The organism is Micromonospora sp. DT53, from assembly GCF_049841535.1.
Lineage (GTDB): Bacteria > Actinomycetota > Actinomycetes > Mycobacteriales > Micromonosporaceae > Micromonospora.
Genome location: NZ_JBNCKM010000004.1, coordinates 497,653 through 514,352 on the forward strand (window position 1 = coordinate 497,653; position 16,700 = coordinate 514,352).

Below are 16,700 nucleotides of genomic sequence, written 5' to 3' on the forward strand. Positions count from 1 at the left end.
GGGGTGGGGGGGGGTTGTGGGGGGGCCCCCGGGGGCGGCGGGCGGGGGGGGGGCCCACGGCCCCGGGGTGGGGGGGGGGGGTTTACCCTACTCTCACCCCCCCCCGCCGTATTGGTGGAGCTGGCTCCGATCGGCCCTGAGCTGGGCTCCGACCAGCCGCGCCGTCGACCGGAACGAGGGCGGCGGGTCGCTCTCCCGAGGGAAACACGGGGCAAGGGGAATACCGGCCCTTGACGCGGCCCGGGGCTGCCAGGCACGCTGACACCAGCAAGACACCGCGCTTGCGACGGCCACGACGTGGGTATGACAGCGGCGGCACCATCGGCCGCGGTAACCCGAGCGGCCCAGTGGGGAGTTGCGTTCAGAGCGGCCCGGCAGACCCCGGTTGACGGGGGCCGAGGCACGCTCCGCAAACAACCTGCGGGGTGGGCTGGACAGCGGTTAGCCTCTCGGCTACACTGCTAGTTTGCGCTGCCTTCCGACTTGACCCCTGCTCGGAAATGTCCGTTTACGGATATTTCTGGTGGGGTCATTGGAGTGCACGCGTACCAGCCGTTCTGCAGCACCGGTCCTCGGAAGGACGCATCTTGGCAGCTTCCCGCCCTGCGAAGACCAGTCGTACGTCGAGCGCATTCGCTCCCCGCCGAGTTTCATTCGGCAGGATCACCGAACACCTCGAGGTCCCCAACCTCCTTGCCATCCAGAACGAGTCCTTCGACTGGCTCGTCGGCAACGAGGCTTGGCAGGGCCGGTCGGCGGACGACCCGCACGCACGCTCGGGTCTCGCGGAGATCCTTGAAGAGATCAGTCCCATTGAGGACTTCTCCGGCACCATGTCGCTTTCCTTCTCGGCGCCGCGCTTCGACGAGGTCAAGGCCTCGATCGAGGAGTGCAAGGAGAAGGACCTGACCTACTGCGCTCCGCTCTTCGTGACCGCGGAGTTCACCAACAACACCACTGGCGAGATCAAGAGCCAGACGGTGTTCATGGGTGACTTCCCGATGATGACGCCCAAGGGCACCTTCGTCATCAACGGCACCGAGCGCGTCGTGGTCAGCCAGCTCGTCCGGTCTCCGGGCGTGTACTTCGACAAGCAGCCGGACAAGACCTCCGACCGCGACCTCTCCAGCGTCAAGGTCATCCCGAGTCGGGGTGCCTGGCTGGAGTTCGACATCGATAAGCGCGACACGGTCGGCGTACGTATCGACCGCAAGCGTCGGCAGGCCGTCACGGTCCTGCTCAAGGCCATCGGATGGTCGGCCGAGCGGATCCGTGAGAAGTTCGGCTGGTCCGAGCTGATGATGACCACGCTCGAGAAGGACCACATCGCCGGCGCCGACGAGGCACTGCTCGACATCTACCGCAAGCTGCGCCCTGGCGAGCCGCCGACGCGCGAGAACGCCCAGACCCTGCTCGACAACCTCTTCTTCAACCCGAAGAGGTACGACGTCGCCAAGGTCGGGCGCTACAAGTTCAACAAGAAGCTCGAAGTCGGCGTGCCGATCACCACCGGCACGCTGACCGAGGACGACATCGTCGCCACCGTGGAGTACCTGTGCCGGCTGCACGCCGGTGAGGACGGCTACGAGGCCGACGACATCGACCACTTCGGCAACCGGCGTCTCCGTACCGTGGGCGAGCTGATCCAGAACCAGGTTCGGGTCGGCCTGTCCCGGATGGAGCGTGTCGTCCGCGAGCGGATGACCACGCAGGACGTCGAGGCGATCACCCCGCAGACCCTGATCAACATCCGCCCGGTGGTGGCGGCGATCAAGGAGTTCTTCGGGACGTCCCAGCTGTCCCAGTTCATGGACCAGACCAACCCGCTGGCGGGCCTGACCCACCGGCGTCGGCTGAGCGCGCTCGGCCCGGGTGGTCTGTCCCGGGAGCGGGCCGGCTTCGAGGTCCGCGATGTGCACCCGTCCCACTACGGCCGGATGTGCCCGATCGAGACGCCGGAAGGCCCGAACATCGGCCTGATCGGCGCGCTGTCCACCTTCGCCCGGGTCAACCCGTTCGGCTTCATCGAGACGCCGTACCGGAAGGTCGTCGAGGGTCGGGTCACCGACCAGATCGACTACCTGACCGCGGACGAGGAGGACCGGTTCGTCAAGGCTCAGGCCAACGCGCGCCTGAAGGCTGACGGCACGTTCGCCGAGGAGCGGGTGCTCTGCCGTCGTAAGGGCGGCGAGACCGAGGACGTCGTCCCCGGTGCCGTCGACTACATGGACGTCTCGCCCCGGCAGATGACCTCGGTCGCGACCGCCATGATCCCGTTCCTCGAGCACGACGACGCCAACCGGGCACTGATGGGCGCGAACATGCAGCGCCAGGCGGTGCCGCTGGTCAAGGCCGAGGCGCCGCTCGTGGGTACGGGCATGGAGTACCGGGCCGCGGTCGACGCTGGCGACGTGGTGGTCGCCGAGGTCGGCGGTGTGATCGAGGATCTCTGCGCCGACTACGTCACCATCCACCAGGATGACGGCCACCGCCGGACGTACCTGCTGCACAAGTTCCGCCGCTCCAACGCCGGCTCCTGCGTCAACCAGAAGCCGGTGGTCTTCGAGGGCGACCGCGTCGAGGCCGGTCAGGTCATCGCCGACGGTCCGTGCACCGACGAGGGCGAGATGGCACTCGGACGCAACCTGCTGGTGGCGTTCATGTGCTGGGAGGGCCACAACTACGAGGACGCGATCATCCTGTCGCAGCGCCTCGTGCAGCAGGACGTGCTCACCTCGATCCACATCGAGGAGCACGAGGTCGACGCCCGGGACACCAAGCTCGGTCCGGAGGAGATCACCCGCGACATCCCGAACGTCAGCGAGGAAATGCTCGCTGACCTCGACGAGCGCGGCATCATCCGGATCGGCGCCGAGGTCGTCCCCGGTGACATCCTGGTCGGCAAGGTCACGCCCAAGGGCGAGACCGAGCTGACCCCGGAGGAGCGGCTGCTCCGCGCGATCTTCGGTGAGAAGGCGCGTGAGGTTCGGGACACCTCGCTGAAGGTGCCGCACGGCGAGACCGGCACGGTCATCGGTGTGCGCACGTTCTCCCGCGAGGACGGCGACGAGTTGCCGCCGGGTGTCAACGAGCTGGTCCGGGTCTACGTCGCCCAGAAGCGCAAGATCCAGGACGGCGACAAGCTCGCCGGCCGGCACGGCAACAAGGGCGTCATCTCCAAGATCCTGCCGATCGAGGACATGCCGTTCCTTGAGGACGGCACCCCTGTCGACATCGTGCTCAACCCGCTCGGTGTGCCGAGCCGGATGAACATCGGCCAGGTTCTGGAGACCCACCTCGGTTGGGTCGCCAAGACCGGTTGGAAGGTCGAGGGTGACGACGCCGACTGGAAGCGTCAGCTGCGCTCGATCGACGCGCACGAGTCCGTGGGCGACACCAACGTGGCCACCCCGGTCTTCGACGGTGCCCGCGAGGAGGAGATCTCCGGTCTGCTCGAGTCGACCCTGCCCAACCGGGACGGCAAGCAGCTGATCGGGCGTACCGGCAAGGCGCAGCTGTTCGACGGTCGTTCCGGTGAGCCACTGCCGGACCCGATCGCGGTCGGCTACGTCTACATCCTGAAGCTCAACCACCTGGTCGACGACAAGATCCACGCTCGTTCGACCGGCCCGTACTCGATGATCACGCAGCAGCCGCTGGGTGGTAAGGCGCAGTTCGGTGGTCAGCGTTTCGGTGAGATGGAGTGCTGGGCGATGCAGGCGTACGGCGCTGCCTACGCCCTGCAGGAGCTGCTCACGATCAAGTCCGACGACGTGCTCGGCCGCGTGAAGGTCTACGAGGCCATCGTCAAGGGCGAGAACATCCCGGAGCCGGGCATCCCGGAGTCGTTCAAGGTGCTGCTCAAGGAGCTGCAGTCGCTGTGCCTCAACGTTGAGGTGCTCTCCAGCGACGGTGTGGCCCTGGAAATGCGCGAGACCGACGACGAGGTGTTCCGGGCCGCAGAGGAGCTGGGCATCGACCTGTCCCGGCGCGAGCCGAGCTCGGTCGAAGAGGTCTGAGGTGAGCGGTCGGGGGCCGGCTCGCCGGCCCCCGACCCCACCCGAGAATTAGCAGTACAGACGACGACATAGGGGACATAGTGCTCGACGTCAACTTCTTCGACGAGCTGCGCATTGGTCTCGCCACCGCCGACGACATCCGTCAGTGGTCGCACGGCGAGGTCAAGAAGCCTGAGACGATCAACTACCGCACCCTGAAGCCGGAAAAGGACGGGCTCTTCTGCGAGAAGATCTTCGGTCCGCAGCGGGACTGGGAGTGCTACTGCGGTAAGTACAAGCGCGTGCGGTTCAAGGGCATCATCTGTGAGCGCTGCGGCGTCGAGGTGACTCGCTCCAAGGTCCGCCGTGAGCGGATGGGGCACATCGAGCTCGCCGCTCCGGTGACCCACATCTGGTACTTCAAGGGCGTTCCGAGCCGGCTGGGCTACCTGCTGGACCTCGCCCCCAAGGACCTCGAAAAGATCATCTACTTCGCCTCGTACGTCGTGACGAGCGTGGACGCGGAGTCGCGTCACCGTGACCTCTCGACGATCGAGAACGAGATCCTGGCCGAGAAGCGGCAGTCCGAGAACAGCCGCGACTCGGAGATCGAGAAGCGGGCCGCCAAGCTCGAGGCCGACCTGGCCGAGCTGGAGGCCGAGGGTGCCAAGGCGGACGTCCGGCGCAAGGTCAAGGAGGGCGGAGAGCGCGAGATGCGCCAGATCCGCGACCGGGCCCAGCGCGAGATCGACCGCCTGGACGAGGTGCTGGACACCTTCCGCAAGCTGGAGCCGAAGCAGCTGGTCACCGACGAGCTGCTCTACCGCGAGCTGCGCGACCGGTTCGGTGAGTACTTCACCGGTTCCATGGGCGCCGAGGCGATCAAGGCGCTGGTCCAGAACATGGACCTCGACGCCGAGGCCGAGAGCCTGCGCGAGACCATCCGGTCCGGCAAGGGCCAGCGGAAGATCCGGGCGCTCAAGCGGCTCAAGGTCGTCGCGGCGTTCCTGAACACCCGCAACTCGCCGCTCGGCATGGTGCTGGACTGCGTCCCGGTCATCCCGCCGGATCTGCGCCCGATGGTGCAGCTCGACGGTGGCCGCTTCGCGACCTCCGACCTGAACGACCTGTACCGCCGCGTGATCAACCGGAACAACCGCCTCAAGCGGCTGATCGACCTCGGCGCGCCCGAGATCATCGTCAACAACGAGAAGCGGATGCTCCAGGAGGCCGTCGACGCGCTGTTCGACAACGGCCGTCGCGGCCGGCCGGTCACCGGCCCGGGTAACCGCCCGCTCAAGTCGCTGTCCGACATGCTCAAGGGCAAGCAGGGCCGGTTCCGCCAGAACCTGCTGGGCAAGCGCGTCGACTACTCCGGCCGTTCGGTCATCGTGGTCGGCCCGAAGCTCAAGCTGCACCAGTGCGGTCTGCCCAAGCAGATGGCGCTGGAGCTGTTCAAGCCGTTCGTGATGAAGCGGCTGGTCGACCTCAACCACGCGCAGAACATCAAGTCCGCCAAGCGGATGGTCGAGCGTCAGCGCCCGGTCGTGTGGGACGTGCTGGAAGAGGTCATCGGCGAGCACCCGGTGCTGCTCAACCGTGCACCGACCCTGCACCGCCTGGGCATCCAGGCCTTCGAGCCGCAGCTGGTCGAGGGCAAGGCGATCCAGATCCACCCGCTGGTCTGCACCGCGTTCAACGCCGACTTCGACGGTGACCAGATGGCGGTGCACGTGCCGCTGTCCGCCGAGGCTCAGGCCGAGGCACGGATCCTGATGCTGTCGTCGAACAACATCCTCAAGCCGGCCGACGGTAAGCCGGTCACCATGCCTACCCAGGACATGGTCATTGGTCTGTACCACCTCACCCACCTCACCGCCGGTGAGAAGGGCGAGGGCCGGGCGTTCAGCTCGGACGCCGAGGCGCGGATGGCCTTCGACAACGGCGAGCTGCACCTGCAGGCGCCGGTGAAGATCCGCCTGCGTGACGTCGTCGGTGTCGACAACGGCAACGGCTCCGAGGCGTGGACCGCCCCGGAGGGCTGGGTCGAGGGTGACCCGCTGACCGTGGAGACCACACTGGGTCGGGTGCTGTTCAACGAGACGCTGCCGCAGGGCTACCGCTTCGTGAACTACGAGATCCGCAAGGGTCAGCTCTCCGCGATCGTCAACGACCTCGCCGAGCGCTTCCCCAAGGTGGCGCTGGCCGCCACCCTGGACGGGCTCAAGGAGGCCGGTTTCCACTGGGCCACCTGGTCCGGCGTGACGATCGGCATGGAGGACGTCATCGCTCCGCCGCGCAAGGCGGAGATCCTGGCGAAGTACGAGAAGGACGCCGACCAGATCGACAAGCAGTACCAGCGTGGTCTGATGACCGCCGAGGAGCGTCGCGGCGAGCTCATCGAGATCTGGACCAAGGCGACCAACGAGGTCGCCAAGGAGATGGACACCGCGCTGCCGCAGGAGAACCCACTGTGGAAGATGATCAACTCGGGTGCTCGCGGTAACCTGCTCCAGCTCCGGCAGATCGCGGCGATCCGTGGTCTGGTGGCCAACCCCAAGGGTGAGATCATCCCGCGGCCGATCAAGGCCAGCTACCGGGAGGGTCTGTCCGTGCTGGAGTACTTCATCTCCACGCACGGTGCCCGTAAGGGTCTCGCCGACACCGCGCTGCGGACCGCCGACTCGGGTTACCTGACCCGTCGTCTGGTGGACGTCTCCCAGGACGTCATCATCCGCGAAGAGGACTGCGGCACCGACCGGGCGATCCCGATGCAGATCGGCGAGAAGCTGGACGGCAAGCTCGTCGTCCACACCCACGCCGAGACCAGCGTGCACGCCCGTACCCTCGCCGACGACATCAAGGGGCCGGACGGCACCGTGGTCGCCGAGCGCGGTCAGGACATCAACTCCATCGGGGTCGACAAGATCGTCGCCGCTGGTGTGGAGACCGTCCGGGTGCGCAGCGTGCTCACCTGCGAGTCGAAGCTGGGCGTCTGCGCGGCCTGCTACGGCCGGTCGCTGCCGACCGGTAAGTCGGTCGACATCGGTGAGGCGGTCGGCATCATCGCCGCCCAGTCCATCGGTGAGCCCGGTACGCAGCTGACGATGCGTACCTTCCACACCGGTGGTGTCGCGGGTGAGGACATCACCCAGGGTCTGCCGCGTGTTCAGGAAATCTTCGAGGCTCGGGTCCCGAAGGGTAAGGCGCCCATCGCCGACACCCCGGGTCGGATCCGGATCGAGGACGGCGAGCGCTCGCGCAAGATCATCGTGGTGCCGGACGACGGCAGCGAAGAGATCGTCTACGACAAGATCTCGAAGCGGGTCAAGCTCCGTACCCACGACGGCGGTCACGTCGCGGTCGGCGAGAAGCTGACCGAGGGCACCATCGACCCGCACGAGTTGCTGCGGATCATGGGTCCGCGGGCGGTCCAGGTCCACCTGACCAGTGAGGTCCAGGAGGTCTACCGCTCGCAGGGTGTGCTCATCCACGACAAGCACATCGAGATCATCATCCGCCAGATGCTCAAGCGGGTGACGGTCATCGACTCCGGCTCGACCGAGTTCCTGCCGGGTGTGCTCGTCGACCGGGCGCTGTTCGAGTCGGAGAACCGCCGGCTCGTCTCGGAGGGCGGCGAGCCCGCCGCTGGTCGTCCGGTGCTGATGGGTATCACCAAGGCCTCGCTGGCCACCGACTCCTGGCTCTCGGCGGCCTCCTTCCAGGAGACCACCCGGGTGCTGACCGACGCTGCGATCAACTCGCGCAGCGACTCGCTGGTCGGCCTCAAGGAGAACGTGATCATCGGAAAGCTCATCCCGGCTGGTACCGGCATCAGCAAGTACCGCAACGTCCGGGTCGAGCCGACCGAGGAGGCCAAGGCCAAGGTCTACTCGATGACCGGTTACCCGGAGACCGACTACGGCTTCGGGCCGGCCAGCGGGCAGGCCGTGCCGCTGGACGACTTCGACTTCGGGTCGTACCGCTAAGCACCAGTCACACGACGAGGCCCCCGGTGAAAGCCGGGGGCCTCGTCGTGTCCGTGCCCACCCACCCCCGGGTCGGGTTCGGCATGATGGGGGGATGACGACAGCACCCGGGCAGGTGACCGTCGCCCAGCAGGGCCTGCGCCACCCGCTGGACCCGGACCCGGCCCGCGCCACGAAGGCACGGGCGGTCTTCGCGCTGGGCCTGCTCGGCATGCTGACCGGCCTGTTCATCGGTGGTGTGGTGCCGGCGACGGTGGCCCTGCAACTGGCCCGGCAGGCACGCCGTGAGGCGTACGCCTCGGGGGGTTTCCTGACCGGCAGCGTCTGGCTGCGACGGGGGGAGTGGATGGCCTGGACCGGCCTGGTGCTGGTCGCGGTCAGCGTGGTGGCCGCAGTGGTCGTCGGGGTGGTCCGGTTGGCCGGCGCCCCGTTCGGTCACGACTACCCGGCGAACATGGACTGAGCCGTCAGTGGCCGCGCCCGGCGCGGGTGGCGGCGCTCGCGGCGGTAGCCTGGCCGGTGTCCGCCGTGTGGCGGCGGCCTTTCGACAGGAGGACCTCGTGACGGAACCGGCGCGGCCCCCTGCGGACGAACCGGCCGGCCCGCCGGACCCGCCGGTGCCTCCGTCCGAGCCGAGTGACCGGGCGCGACCGGGTCCGAGCGGCGAGCCACACCCGCCGGCGTCCTCCCCGGGCGCGCCGGACCCCGGCTGGGGTCCGACCACGGCGCCCGGTTCCGACCAGCCGTACCCGGTCTCCAGCGCGCCGACCTCGACCCCGCAGGGCTGGGGCCCGCCGTCGTCCGGGCCCGGCATGCCGCCCGGCTGGGGCCCGCCGTCGTCCGGGCCTGGCATGCCACCGGGCTGGGGCCCGCCGGCAGGTGGACCGGGAGTGCCGTACGGCTGGGGCCCGCCGTCGTCCGGGCCGGGTGTGCCGTACGGCTGGGGTCCGCCGGGGTCCAATCCCGGACCGCCGCCGGGGTGGGGTCCGCCGTCGTCCGGTCCTGCAGGTCCGCCCGGGTGGGGTCCGCCGCCGGGGCACCCTGCCGGGTGGGGTGGCGCGCCGGGGTCTTCGGTAGCGCCGCCCACCGACGACAAGCGTCGGCCGCCGAAGCGGGTGGAGGCGGTTTCGGGTACGCCGTTCGGTGTCGTCCACCTGGACGTGGCACCGGTCACCTCCGGGCTCGCCATCGGGGCGTTGGTGGCGGGGATCGCCTCGGTCCTGGTCTCGCTGCTGGTCATCTGCTTCGGAGTGGCCTTCAAGAACGACGGCGGGGCCTGGGCCTCCGGAGCGTTCGCCGTGCTGGGTGTGCTGGCCGGCGGGGCGGCGGTCGTCATCGGGCTGCTCGGCCGGCGGCAGATCCGCCGGCCGGCCGCGCCCTCCGGGGTCCAGTTCACCGGCCGGGGGCTCGCGACGGCCGGGATCAGCTGCGGCGCGACGGGGGCGCTGCTCAGCGTGCTGGGCCTGGGTCTGGCGCTGCTTCTCACCCTGACGTGAGGCTGATCACCGGCAGATCCGGCACCTGACGGGGGGTCCCGCGGAAGGCTTCCGGTCCGCCCGGGGGCGATGGGTGCTTCTGCGGGGAAGCCGGTACACTTGTATTCGTAGGTGCCCATCGCGGGCGACGGGGCAGGACGAGATCCGGCCGGCGGGTGTGAGAAGTCGCCGGGCCATTCCGTTTTGACCTGGGCGGTTGTGGTAGGTACTCTTTCCCCTTGTGCCCGGGCATGCCCGGGCAACTCGTGCGTGCGCTGTTTCCGGCCTACGGGCGGCGGCACGACAAGCCAATGATCCGGGGCGGGGCGACCCGCGCGCCGGTGACAAACCCGATACGCACGCGAAAGCGTCGCAACGGGGCCGTGACGAGGGCGACACGCCCGACCGCGGGTGCCGGGGTCTCCGCAAGGTGACCCTGGTCGGAATGTAGGAGAGCCGGTCATCAGGCCGGCTAACGAGCAGACGGCGCGGCCGCGATGCGGCCGAAGGGAGCGGAGAAACCCGGTGCCCACGATCCAGCAGCTGGTCCGAAAGGGCCGCCAGGCGAAGACGACCAAGACCAAGACCCCGGCGCTGAAGGGTTCCCCTCAGCGGCGCGGCGTGTGCACCCGCGTGTACACCACCACCCCGAAGAAGCCGAACTCGGCGCTGCGCAAGGTCGCTCGCGTGAAGCTCAGCAGCCAGATCGAGGTGACCGCCTACATCCCCGGCGTCGGTCACAACCTGCAGGAGCACTCGATCGTGCTCGTTCGCGGTGGCCGGGTGAAGGACCTCCCCGGCGTGCGTTACAAGATCGTTCGCGGCTCGCTGGACACCCAGGGTGTCCGCAACCGCAAGCAGGCGCGCAGCCGTTACGGCGCGAAGAAGGAGAAGAGCTGACATGCCGCGTAAGGGACCCGCTCCGCGGCGGCCACTGGTCGCTGACCCGGTGTACAACTCGCCGCTGGTCACCCAGCTGGTGAACAAGATCCTGCTCCGCGGCAAGCGTCAGCTCGCCGAGTCCATCGTGTACGCGGCCCTCGAGGGCTGCCGCGAGAAGTCCGGCACCGACCCGGTCGTCACCCTCAAGCGGGCGATGGACAACGTCAAGCCGACCCTCGAGGTGCGCAGCCGTCGTGTCGGTGGCGCCACCTACCAGGTTCCGGTCGAGGTCCGCCCGACCCGGGCGACCACCCTGGGCCTGCGCTGGCTGGTCACGTACTCCCGCGCCCGGCGCGAGAAGACCATGGTCGAGCGGCTGATGAACGAGCTGCTGGACGCGAGCAACGGCCTCGGTGCCGCCGTCAAGCGGCGCGAGGACACGCACAAGATGGCCGAGTCGAACAAGGCCTTCGCGCACTACCGCTGGTAACACCCTGGTTCCGGCGCCTCCGGGCGCCGGAACCGCCACCAGTTGAGTCGAGACGACGATAAGTAGGGATTGAAGTGGCCGCCGCAGACGCGCTCGCCAAGGTACGCAACATCGGCATCATGGCGCACATCGATGCCGGTAAGACCACGACCACCGAGCGAATCCTGTTCTACACCGGCATCACGTACAAGATCGGTGAGGTCCACGAGGGCGCTGCCGTCATGGACTGGATGGAGCAGGAGCAGGAGCGTGGTATCACCATCACCTCCGCTGCTACCAAGTGTGAGTGGAAAGACCACACGATCCAGATCATCGACACGCCTGGCCACGTCGACTTCACGGTCGAGGTCGAGCGGTCGCTGCGGGTCCTGGATGGTGCGGTCGCGGTCTACGACGGTGTCGCCGGCGTGGAACCGCAGACGGAGAACGTCTGGCGGCAGGCCGACAAGTACAACGTCCCGCGTATGTGCTTCGTCAACAAGCTCGACCGGACCGGCGCCGACTTCTTCCGCTGCGTGCAGATGATGATCGACCGGTTGAACGCCACCCCGCTGGTGCTCCAGATCCCGATCGGGCTCGAGGGTGACCACATCGGTGTCGTCGACCTGATCGGCATGCGCGCGCTCACCTGGCGCGGGGAGACCCAGAAGGGTGAGGACTACGCGGTTGAGGAGATCCCGGCCGAGCTGGCCGACTCCGCAGCCGAGTGGCGCGAGAAGCTGATGGAGACCCTTGCCGACGTCGACGACGCGGTGATGGAGAAGTACCTGGAAGGCGACGAGATCTCCGTCGAGGAGATCAAGGCCGCCATCCGGCGTGCCACCATCGCCGGCAAGGCCAACCCGGTGCTCTGCGGCTCGGCGTTCAAGAACAAGGGCGTCCAGCCCATGCTCGACGCCGTGGTCGACTTCCTGCCGTCGCCGCTGGACGTTCCGGCGATCGAGGGTACGGCCACCGACGGCGAGACCCCGCTGCTGCGTAAGCCGTCCAACTCGGAGCCCTTCTCCGGCCTGGCCTTCAAGATCCAGACGGACAAGCACCTGGGCAAGCTCACCTACGTGCGGGTCTACTCCGGCACGCTCGATTCCGGCTCCCAGGTGGTCAACTCCACCAAGGACCGCAAGGAGCGGATCGGCAAGATCTACCAGATGCACGCCAACAAGCGGGAAGAGCGTCCGTCGGCGCAGGCCGGCGACATCATCGCCGTGCAGGGTCTCAAGCAGACCACCACCGGCGACACTCTCTCCGACCCGGCAAACCCGGTCATCCTGGAGTCGATGACGTTCCCGGAGCCGGTCATCTCGGTGGCGATCGAGCCGAAGACCAAGTCCGACCAGGAGAAGCTGGGCACGGCCATCCAGCGCCTGGCCGAGGAGGACCCGACCTTCCGCGTCCAACTGGACGAGGAGACCGGTCAGACGGTCATCTCCGGCATGGGTGAGCTGCACCTGGACATCCTGGTCGACCGGATGCGCCGCGAGTTCAACGTCGAGGCGAACGTCGGCAAGCCGCAGGTGGCGTACCGCGAGACCATCCGCCGCAAGGTGGACAAGGTCGAGTACACCCACAAGAAGCAGACCGGTGGTTCCGGCCAGTACGCCCGCGTCATCGTGAGCGTCGAGCCGCTTCCGCTGGACAACGACTCGCCGACTTACGAGTTCGCCAACGCCGTCAGCGGCGGCCGCATCCCCCGGGAGTTCATCCCCTCGGTGGACGCCGGTGCGCAGGACGCGCTGCAGTACGGCATCCTGGCGGGCTTCCCGCTGGTCGGCGTGAAGCTGACCCTGCTGGACGGCCAGTACCACGAGGTCGACTCGTCGGAAATGGCATTCAAGATCGCCGGCTCGATGGTGATGAAGGACGCGGCCCGCAAGGCCGATCCGGCACTGCTCGAGCCGATGATGGCCGTTGAAGTCACCACTCCTGAGGAGAACATGGGTGACGTCATCGGTGACCTCAACTCCCGGCGCGGCATCATCCAGGCGATGGAGGAGCGCAGCGGCGCCCGCATCGTCCGGGCCCTGGTGCCGTTGTCGGAGATGTTCGGCTACGTCGGCGACCTGCGGTCGAAGACCCAGGGCCGGGCTAGCTACAGCATGCAGTTCGACTCCTACGCCGAGGTTCCGCAGAGCGTCGCGAAGGAGATCATCGCAAAGGCAACGGGCGAGTAGCGCCCTGAGCAGGTGATTCGTGGTTGGTCGCGGGAGGTTCCACCCGCCCGCGGCCACCACGATCGGATCGCGTGAGACCGGGCCTGTAGGCTTCATCGCCGCAGAACCCACAAAGGCTCTCCGGCCGTCAGGCCGGAAAGGCTGTCGACAGAGTCCTAAGCGCCGACCGGCGCGCCGGGCGTACGAACCAAGAAGTCCACAGGAGGACACCAGTGGCGAAGGCTAAGTTCGAGCGGACTAAGCCGCACGTCAACATCGGCACCATTGGTCACATCGACCACGGTAAGACGACGCTGACGGCGGCCATCACCAAGGTCCTGCACGACCAGTACCCGGACCTGAACCCTTACACGCCGTTCGACGAGATCGACAAGGCGCCGGAGGAGAAGGCCCGCGGCATCACGATCTCGATCGCGCACGTCGAGTACCAGACCGAGTCGCGGCACTACGCGCACGTCGACTGCCCTGGGCACGCCGACTACATCAAGAACATGATCACCGGTGCCGCGCAGATGGACGGCGCGATCCTGGTGGTCGCGGCGACCGACGGCCCGATGCCGCAGACCCGCGAGCACGTGCTGCTGGCCCGTCAGGTCGGTGTGCCGTACATCGTCGTGGCGCTCAACAAGAGCGACATGGTCGATGACGAGGAGCTCCTGGAGCTCGTCGAGCTCGAGGTTCGTGAGCTGCTCTCCTCGCAGGAGTACCCGGGTGACGACCTGCCGGTCGTTCGGGTTTCGGCGCTGAAGGCCCTCGAGGGTGACCCCGAGTGGACCGGCAAGCTGCTGGACCTGATGACCGCTGTCGACACCTCGATCCCGCAGCCGGAGCGCGAGGTTGACAAGCCGTTCCTGATGCCGGTTGAGGACGTCTTCACGATCACTGGTCGTGGCACCGTCGTCACCGGTCGCGTGGAGCGCGGCGTTCTCCTGCCGAACGAGGATGTTGAGCTCGTCGGCATCAAGGAGAAGAGCTTCAAGACCAAGGTCACCGCGATCGAGATGTTCCGGAAGACCCTGGACGACGCCCGCGCAGGCGAGAACGTCGGCCTGCTGCTGCGTGGCACCAAGCGCGACGAGGTCGAGCGCGGCATGGTCGTCGTGAAGCCGGGCTCGAACACCCCGCACACGGAGTTCGAGGCGACGGTCTACATCCTCTCCAAGGAGGAGGGCGGCCGCCACACCCCGTTCTTCCAGAACTACCGCCCGCAGTTCTACTTCCGGACCACGGACGTCACCGGTGTCGTCACCCTCCCCGAGGGCACCGAGATGGTCATGCCGGGTGACAACACGTCCATGTCGGTGAAGCTGATCCAGCCCATCGCCATGGAGGAGAACCTCAAGTTCGCGATCCGCGAGGGTGGCCGTACCGTCGGCGCCGGGTTCGTCACCAAGATCAACAAGTGAGCTAGGTAACCCCGATTAGACCCGCCGCCGGTCGTGCGGCATACTAGTCAGGTTGCGTAAAGACAGTTCGTCGCCTGTGTTCGGCATGCGCTGAACCTCCGGGTGGCGAGGCAGTCGAGCGTAGGGTGGTTGGCGGCCCAGTCGCCAACCACCCTCGCACGGCGTTCAGGTCGCGGTAATGCGATCGGCGCCTTGACCCACCGCGCGGTCAGCACCACTCCGGAACCACGGGGCGGAGCTCGCCCCGAGGGCGCGACACGCCCGACCGCGGGGGTCGGCGAAGTGGGCCTGTGCCAGCCGGTACAGGCGCCCGCAACACAGCGGCATCGAGAGAAGGAACAGAAGCCACCATGGCGGGACAGAAGATCCGCATCCGGCTCAAGGCCTATGACCACGAGGTCGTCGACTCCTCGGCTCGGAAGATCGTCGAGACGGTGACGCGCACCGGGGCGCAGGTCGCGGGCCCGGTGCCGCTGCCCACGGAGATCAACCGTTTCTGCGTTATCCGCTCGCCGCACAAGTACAAGGACTCGCGCGAGCACTTCGAGATGCGCACGCACAAGCGGCTGATCGACATCATCGACCCGACCCCGAAGACGGTCGACTCGCTCATGCGCCTCGACCTGCCGGCTGGCGTCGACATCGAGATCAAGCTGTAGGGACCGGACAAATGGACAGGCAAGTCAAGGGGATCCTGGGCGCCAAGCTCGGCATGACCCAGGTCTGGGACAACAACCGTGTTGTTCCCGTGACCGTGGTCGAGGCCGGCCCGTGCGTCATCAGCCAGGTTCGTAGCGCCGAGAAGGACGGTTACTCAGCGGTCCAGCTGGCGTACGGCACCATCGACCCGCGCAAGGTCAAGAAGCCGGTCAGCGGGCACTACGCCAAGGCGGACGTGGCGCCGCGCCGGCACATCGTCGAGCTGCGCACCACTGACGCTGGGGAATACTCGCTCGGCCAGGAAGTCACGGTCGAGGAGTTCCCGGTCGGCGTCACCATCGACGTCACCGGCAAGACCAAGGGCAAGGGTTACGCCGGCCCGATGAAGCGGCACGGCTTCCACGGCCTGGGCGCCGGTCACGGTGTCGAGCGTAAGCACCGTTCGCCCGGCTCCATCGGCGCCTGCGCCACTCCGGGTCGTGTCTTCAAGGGCACCCGGATGGCCGGCCGCATGGGTGGCGTCCGGTACACCGTGCAGAACCTCACCGTCCAGGCGGTCGACACCGAGAACAACCTGCTGCTCGTCCGGGGTGCCATTCCTGGCCCCAAGGGCGCGCTGGTTCTGGTCCGGACCGCGGCCAAGAGCAAGGTGAAGAAGGGCGGTGCGGCCAAGTGACCACCGTTGACGTGCGCACCGTCGAAGGCACCACCAGCAGCTCGGTCGAGCTGCCGGCGGACATCTTCGACGTGCAGGCCAACGTCGCGCTGATGCACCAGGTCGTGGTGGCCCAGCTCGCGGCGGCCCGACAGGGCACGCACAAGGCCAAGACCCGCGGCGAGGTCGCCGGTGGCGGCAAGAAGCCGTACAAGCAGAAGGGCACCGGTCGCGCCCGGCAGGGCTCGATCCGCGCGCCGCAGTTCGCCGGCGGTGGCGTCGTGCACGGTCCCGTGCCGCGCGACTACAGCCAGCGGACCCCGAAGAAGATGAAGGCCGCCGCGCTGCGCGGTGCCCTCTCCGACCGGGCACGCGCCGGGCAGGTGCACGTCGTCGAGGCGTTCGTCTCGGGCGAGAAGCCGTCGACCAAGGCGGCCCTGGCCACGCTGACCAAGCTCACCGAGGCCCGTCGGGTCCTGGTCGTGCTGAGCAGCACCGACGAGCTGAACTGGGTGTCGCTGCGCAACGAGCCGCGCGTGCACCTGATCGAGTCCGGCCAGCTGAACACGTACGACGTGCTGGTGGCCGACGACGTGGTCTTCACCAAGGACGCCCTCGACGAGTTCCTGGGCGTGCCCGCCGAGACCACCGAGGAGGGTGGCAAGTGAGCACCATCGCCGACCCGCGCGACATCATCGTGGCGCCGGTCGTCTCGGAGAAGAGCTACAGCGAGCTGAACCGGAACTGGTACACCTTCCTGGTGCACCCGGACGCGAACAAGACCGAGATCAAGATCGCTATCCAGCAGATCTTCAACGTCCGCGTCCTGACGGTCAACACGCTCAACCGCCAGGGTAAGCGCAAGCGCACCAAGACCGGCTTCGGTCAGCGCAAGGCGACCAAGCGGGCGATCGTGAAGCTGGCTGACGGTGACCGTATCGAGGCCTTCGGCGGCCCGGTCAGCTGAGGGGTGT

General features: G+C 67.7%; 12 protein-coding genes. All 12 read left to right on the top strand.

From position 1 onward, the window contains the following. The first annotated feature begins 587 nt into the window (after positions 1–587). The 12 genes from ACLQ3B_RS16555 (at position 588) to rplW (ending at position 16,693) form a co-directional block, all read left to right on the top strand. Positions 588–4,019, top strand: a complete 3,432-nt coding sequence (locus tag ACLQ3B_RS16555) for a DNA-directed RNA polymerase subunit beta (RefSeq protein WP_425781603.1) — start codon at positions 588–590, stop codon at positions 4,017–4,019. Between the two features lie 80 nt (positions 4,020–4,099). Further along, positions 4,100–7,987: a DNA-directed RNA polymerase subunit beta' gene (locus ACLQ3B_RS16560; RefSeq protein ID WP_425781604.1), complete on the top strand. Its 3,888-nt coding sequence runs from the start codon at positions 4,100–4,102 to the stop codon at positions 7,985–7,987. A 94-nt stretch (positions 7,988–8,081) separates the two neighbouring features. Continuing rightward, a complete protein-coding gene (locus ACLQ3B_RS16565; protein WP_425781606.1) occupies positions 8,082–8,450 on the top strand; it encodes a hypothetical protein in 369 nt (122 codons plus the stop codon). 652 nt (positions 8,451–9,102) lie between these two features. Then, on the top strand, positions 9,103–9,483 hold the full coding sequence (locus ACLQ3B_RS16570; protein WP_425781608.1) for a hypothetical protein: 381 nt from the start codon (positions 9,103–9,105) through the stop codon (positions 9,481–9,483). A 504-nt stretch (positions 9,484–9,987) separates the two neighbouring features. Further along, positions 9,988–10,362, top strand: coding sequence for a 30S ribosomal protein S12 (gene rpsL, locus ACLQ3B_RS16575; RefSeq protein WP_007465318.1), 375 nt, complete (start codon positions 9,988–9,990; stop codon positions 10,360–10,362). A gap of 1 nt (position 10,363) precedes the next feature. Continuing rightward, positions 10,364–10,834 carry a 30S ribosomal protein S7 gene (gene rpsG / locus ACLQ3B_RS16580; RefSeq protein ID WP_007465317.1) on the top strand — a complete coding sequence of 157 codons (471 nt, stop codon included), beginning with the start codon at positions 10,364–10,366 and terminating at the stop codon, positions 10,832–10,834. 74 nt (positions 10,835–10,908) lie between these two features. Further along, positions 10,909–13,005, top strand: a complete 2,097-nt coding sequence (gene fusA / locus ACLQ3B_RS16585) for an elongation factor G (protein WP_308193421.1) — start codon at positions 10,909–10,911, stop codon at positions 13,003–13,005. A gap of 212 nt (positions 13,006–13,217) precedes the next feature. Then, on the top strand, positions 13,218–14,411 hold the full coding sequence (gene tuf / locus ACLQ3B_RS16590; RefSeq protein ID WP_030489585.1) for an elongation factor Tu: 1,194 nt from the start codon (positions 13,218–13,220) through the stop codon (positions 14,409–14,411). A gap of 350 nt (positions 14,412–14,761) precedes the next feature. Then, complete coding sequence (rpsJ, locus tag ACLQ3B_RS16595; RefSeq protein WP_007073037.1) at positions 14,762–15,070, top strand: 30S ribosomal protein S10; 309 nt, start codon at positions 14,762–14,764, stop codon at positions 15,068–15,070. 11 nt (positions 15,071–15,081) lie between these two features. Further along, the gene (rplC, locus tag ACLQ3B_RS16600; RefSeq protein WP_425781610.1) at positions 15,082–15,747 is read left to right on the top strand and encodes a 50S ribosomal protein L3; all 666 of its coding nucleotides are present in this window, start codon (positions 15,082–15,084) and stop codon (positions 15,745–15,747) included. Next, positions 15,744–16,394, top strand: coding sequence for a 50S ribosomal protein L4 (gene rplD / locus ACLQ3B_RS16605; RefSeq protein WP_007465305.1), 651 nt, complete (start codon positions 15,744–15,746; stop codon positions 16,392–16,394). The genes rplC and rplD overlap by 4 nt, the downstream gene beginning before the upstream one ends. Continuing rightward, on the top strand, positions 16,391–16,693 hold the full coding sequence (gene rplW / locus ACLQ3B_RS16610; RefSeq protein ID WP_007465304.1) for a 50S ribosomal protein L23: 303 nt from the start codon (positions 16,391–16,393) through the stop codon (positions 16,691–16,693). The genes rplD and rplW overlap by 4 nt, the downstream gene beginning before the upstream one ends. Positions 16,694–16,700 lie beyond the last annotated feature (7 nt).

What these genes read in the sequence shown, in the direction of transcription:
- rplC (WP_425781610.1), top strand. Translation starts at nt 15,082, where the DNA reads ATGGACAGGCAAGTCAAGGGGATCCTGGGCGCCAAGCTCGGCATGACC.
- ACLQ3B_RS16565 (WP_425781606.1), top strand. Translation starts at nt 8,082, where the DNA reads ATGACGACAGCACCCGGGCAGGTGACCGTCGCCCAGCAGGGCCTGCGC.
- rpsJ (WP_007073037.1), top strand. Translation starts at nt 14,762, where the DNA reads ATGGCGGGACAGAAGATCCGCATCCGGCTCAAGGCCTATGACCACGAG.
- rpsG (WP_007465317.1), top strand. Translation starts at nt 10,364, where the DNA reads ATGCCGCGTAAGGGACCCGCTCCGCGGCGGCCACTGGTCGCTGACCCG.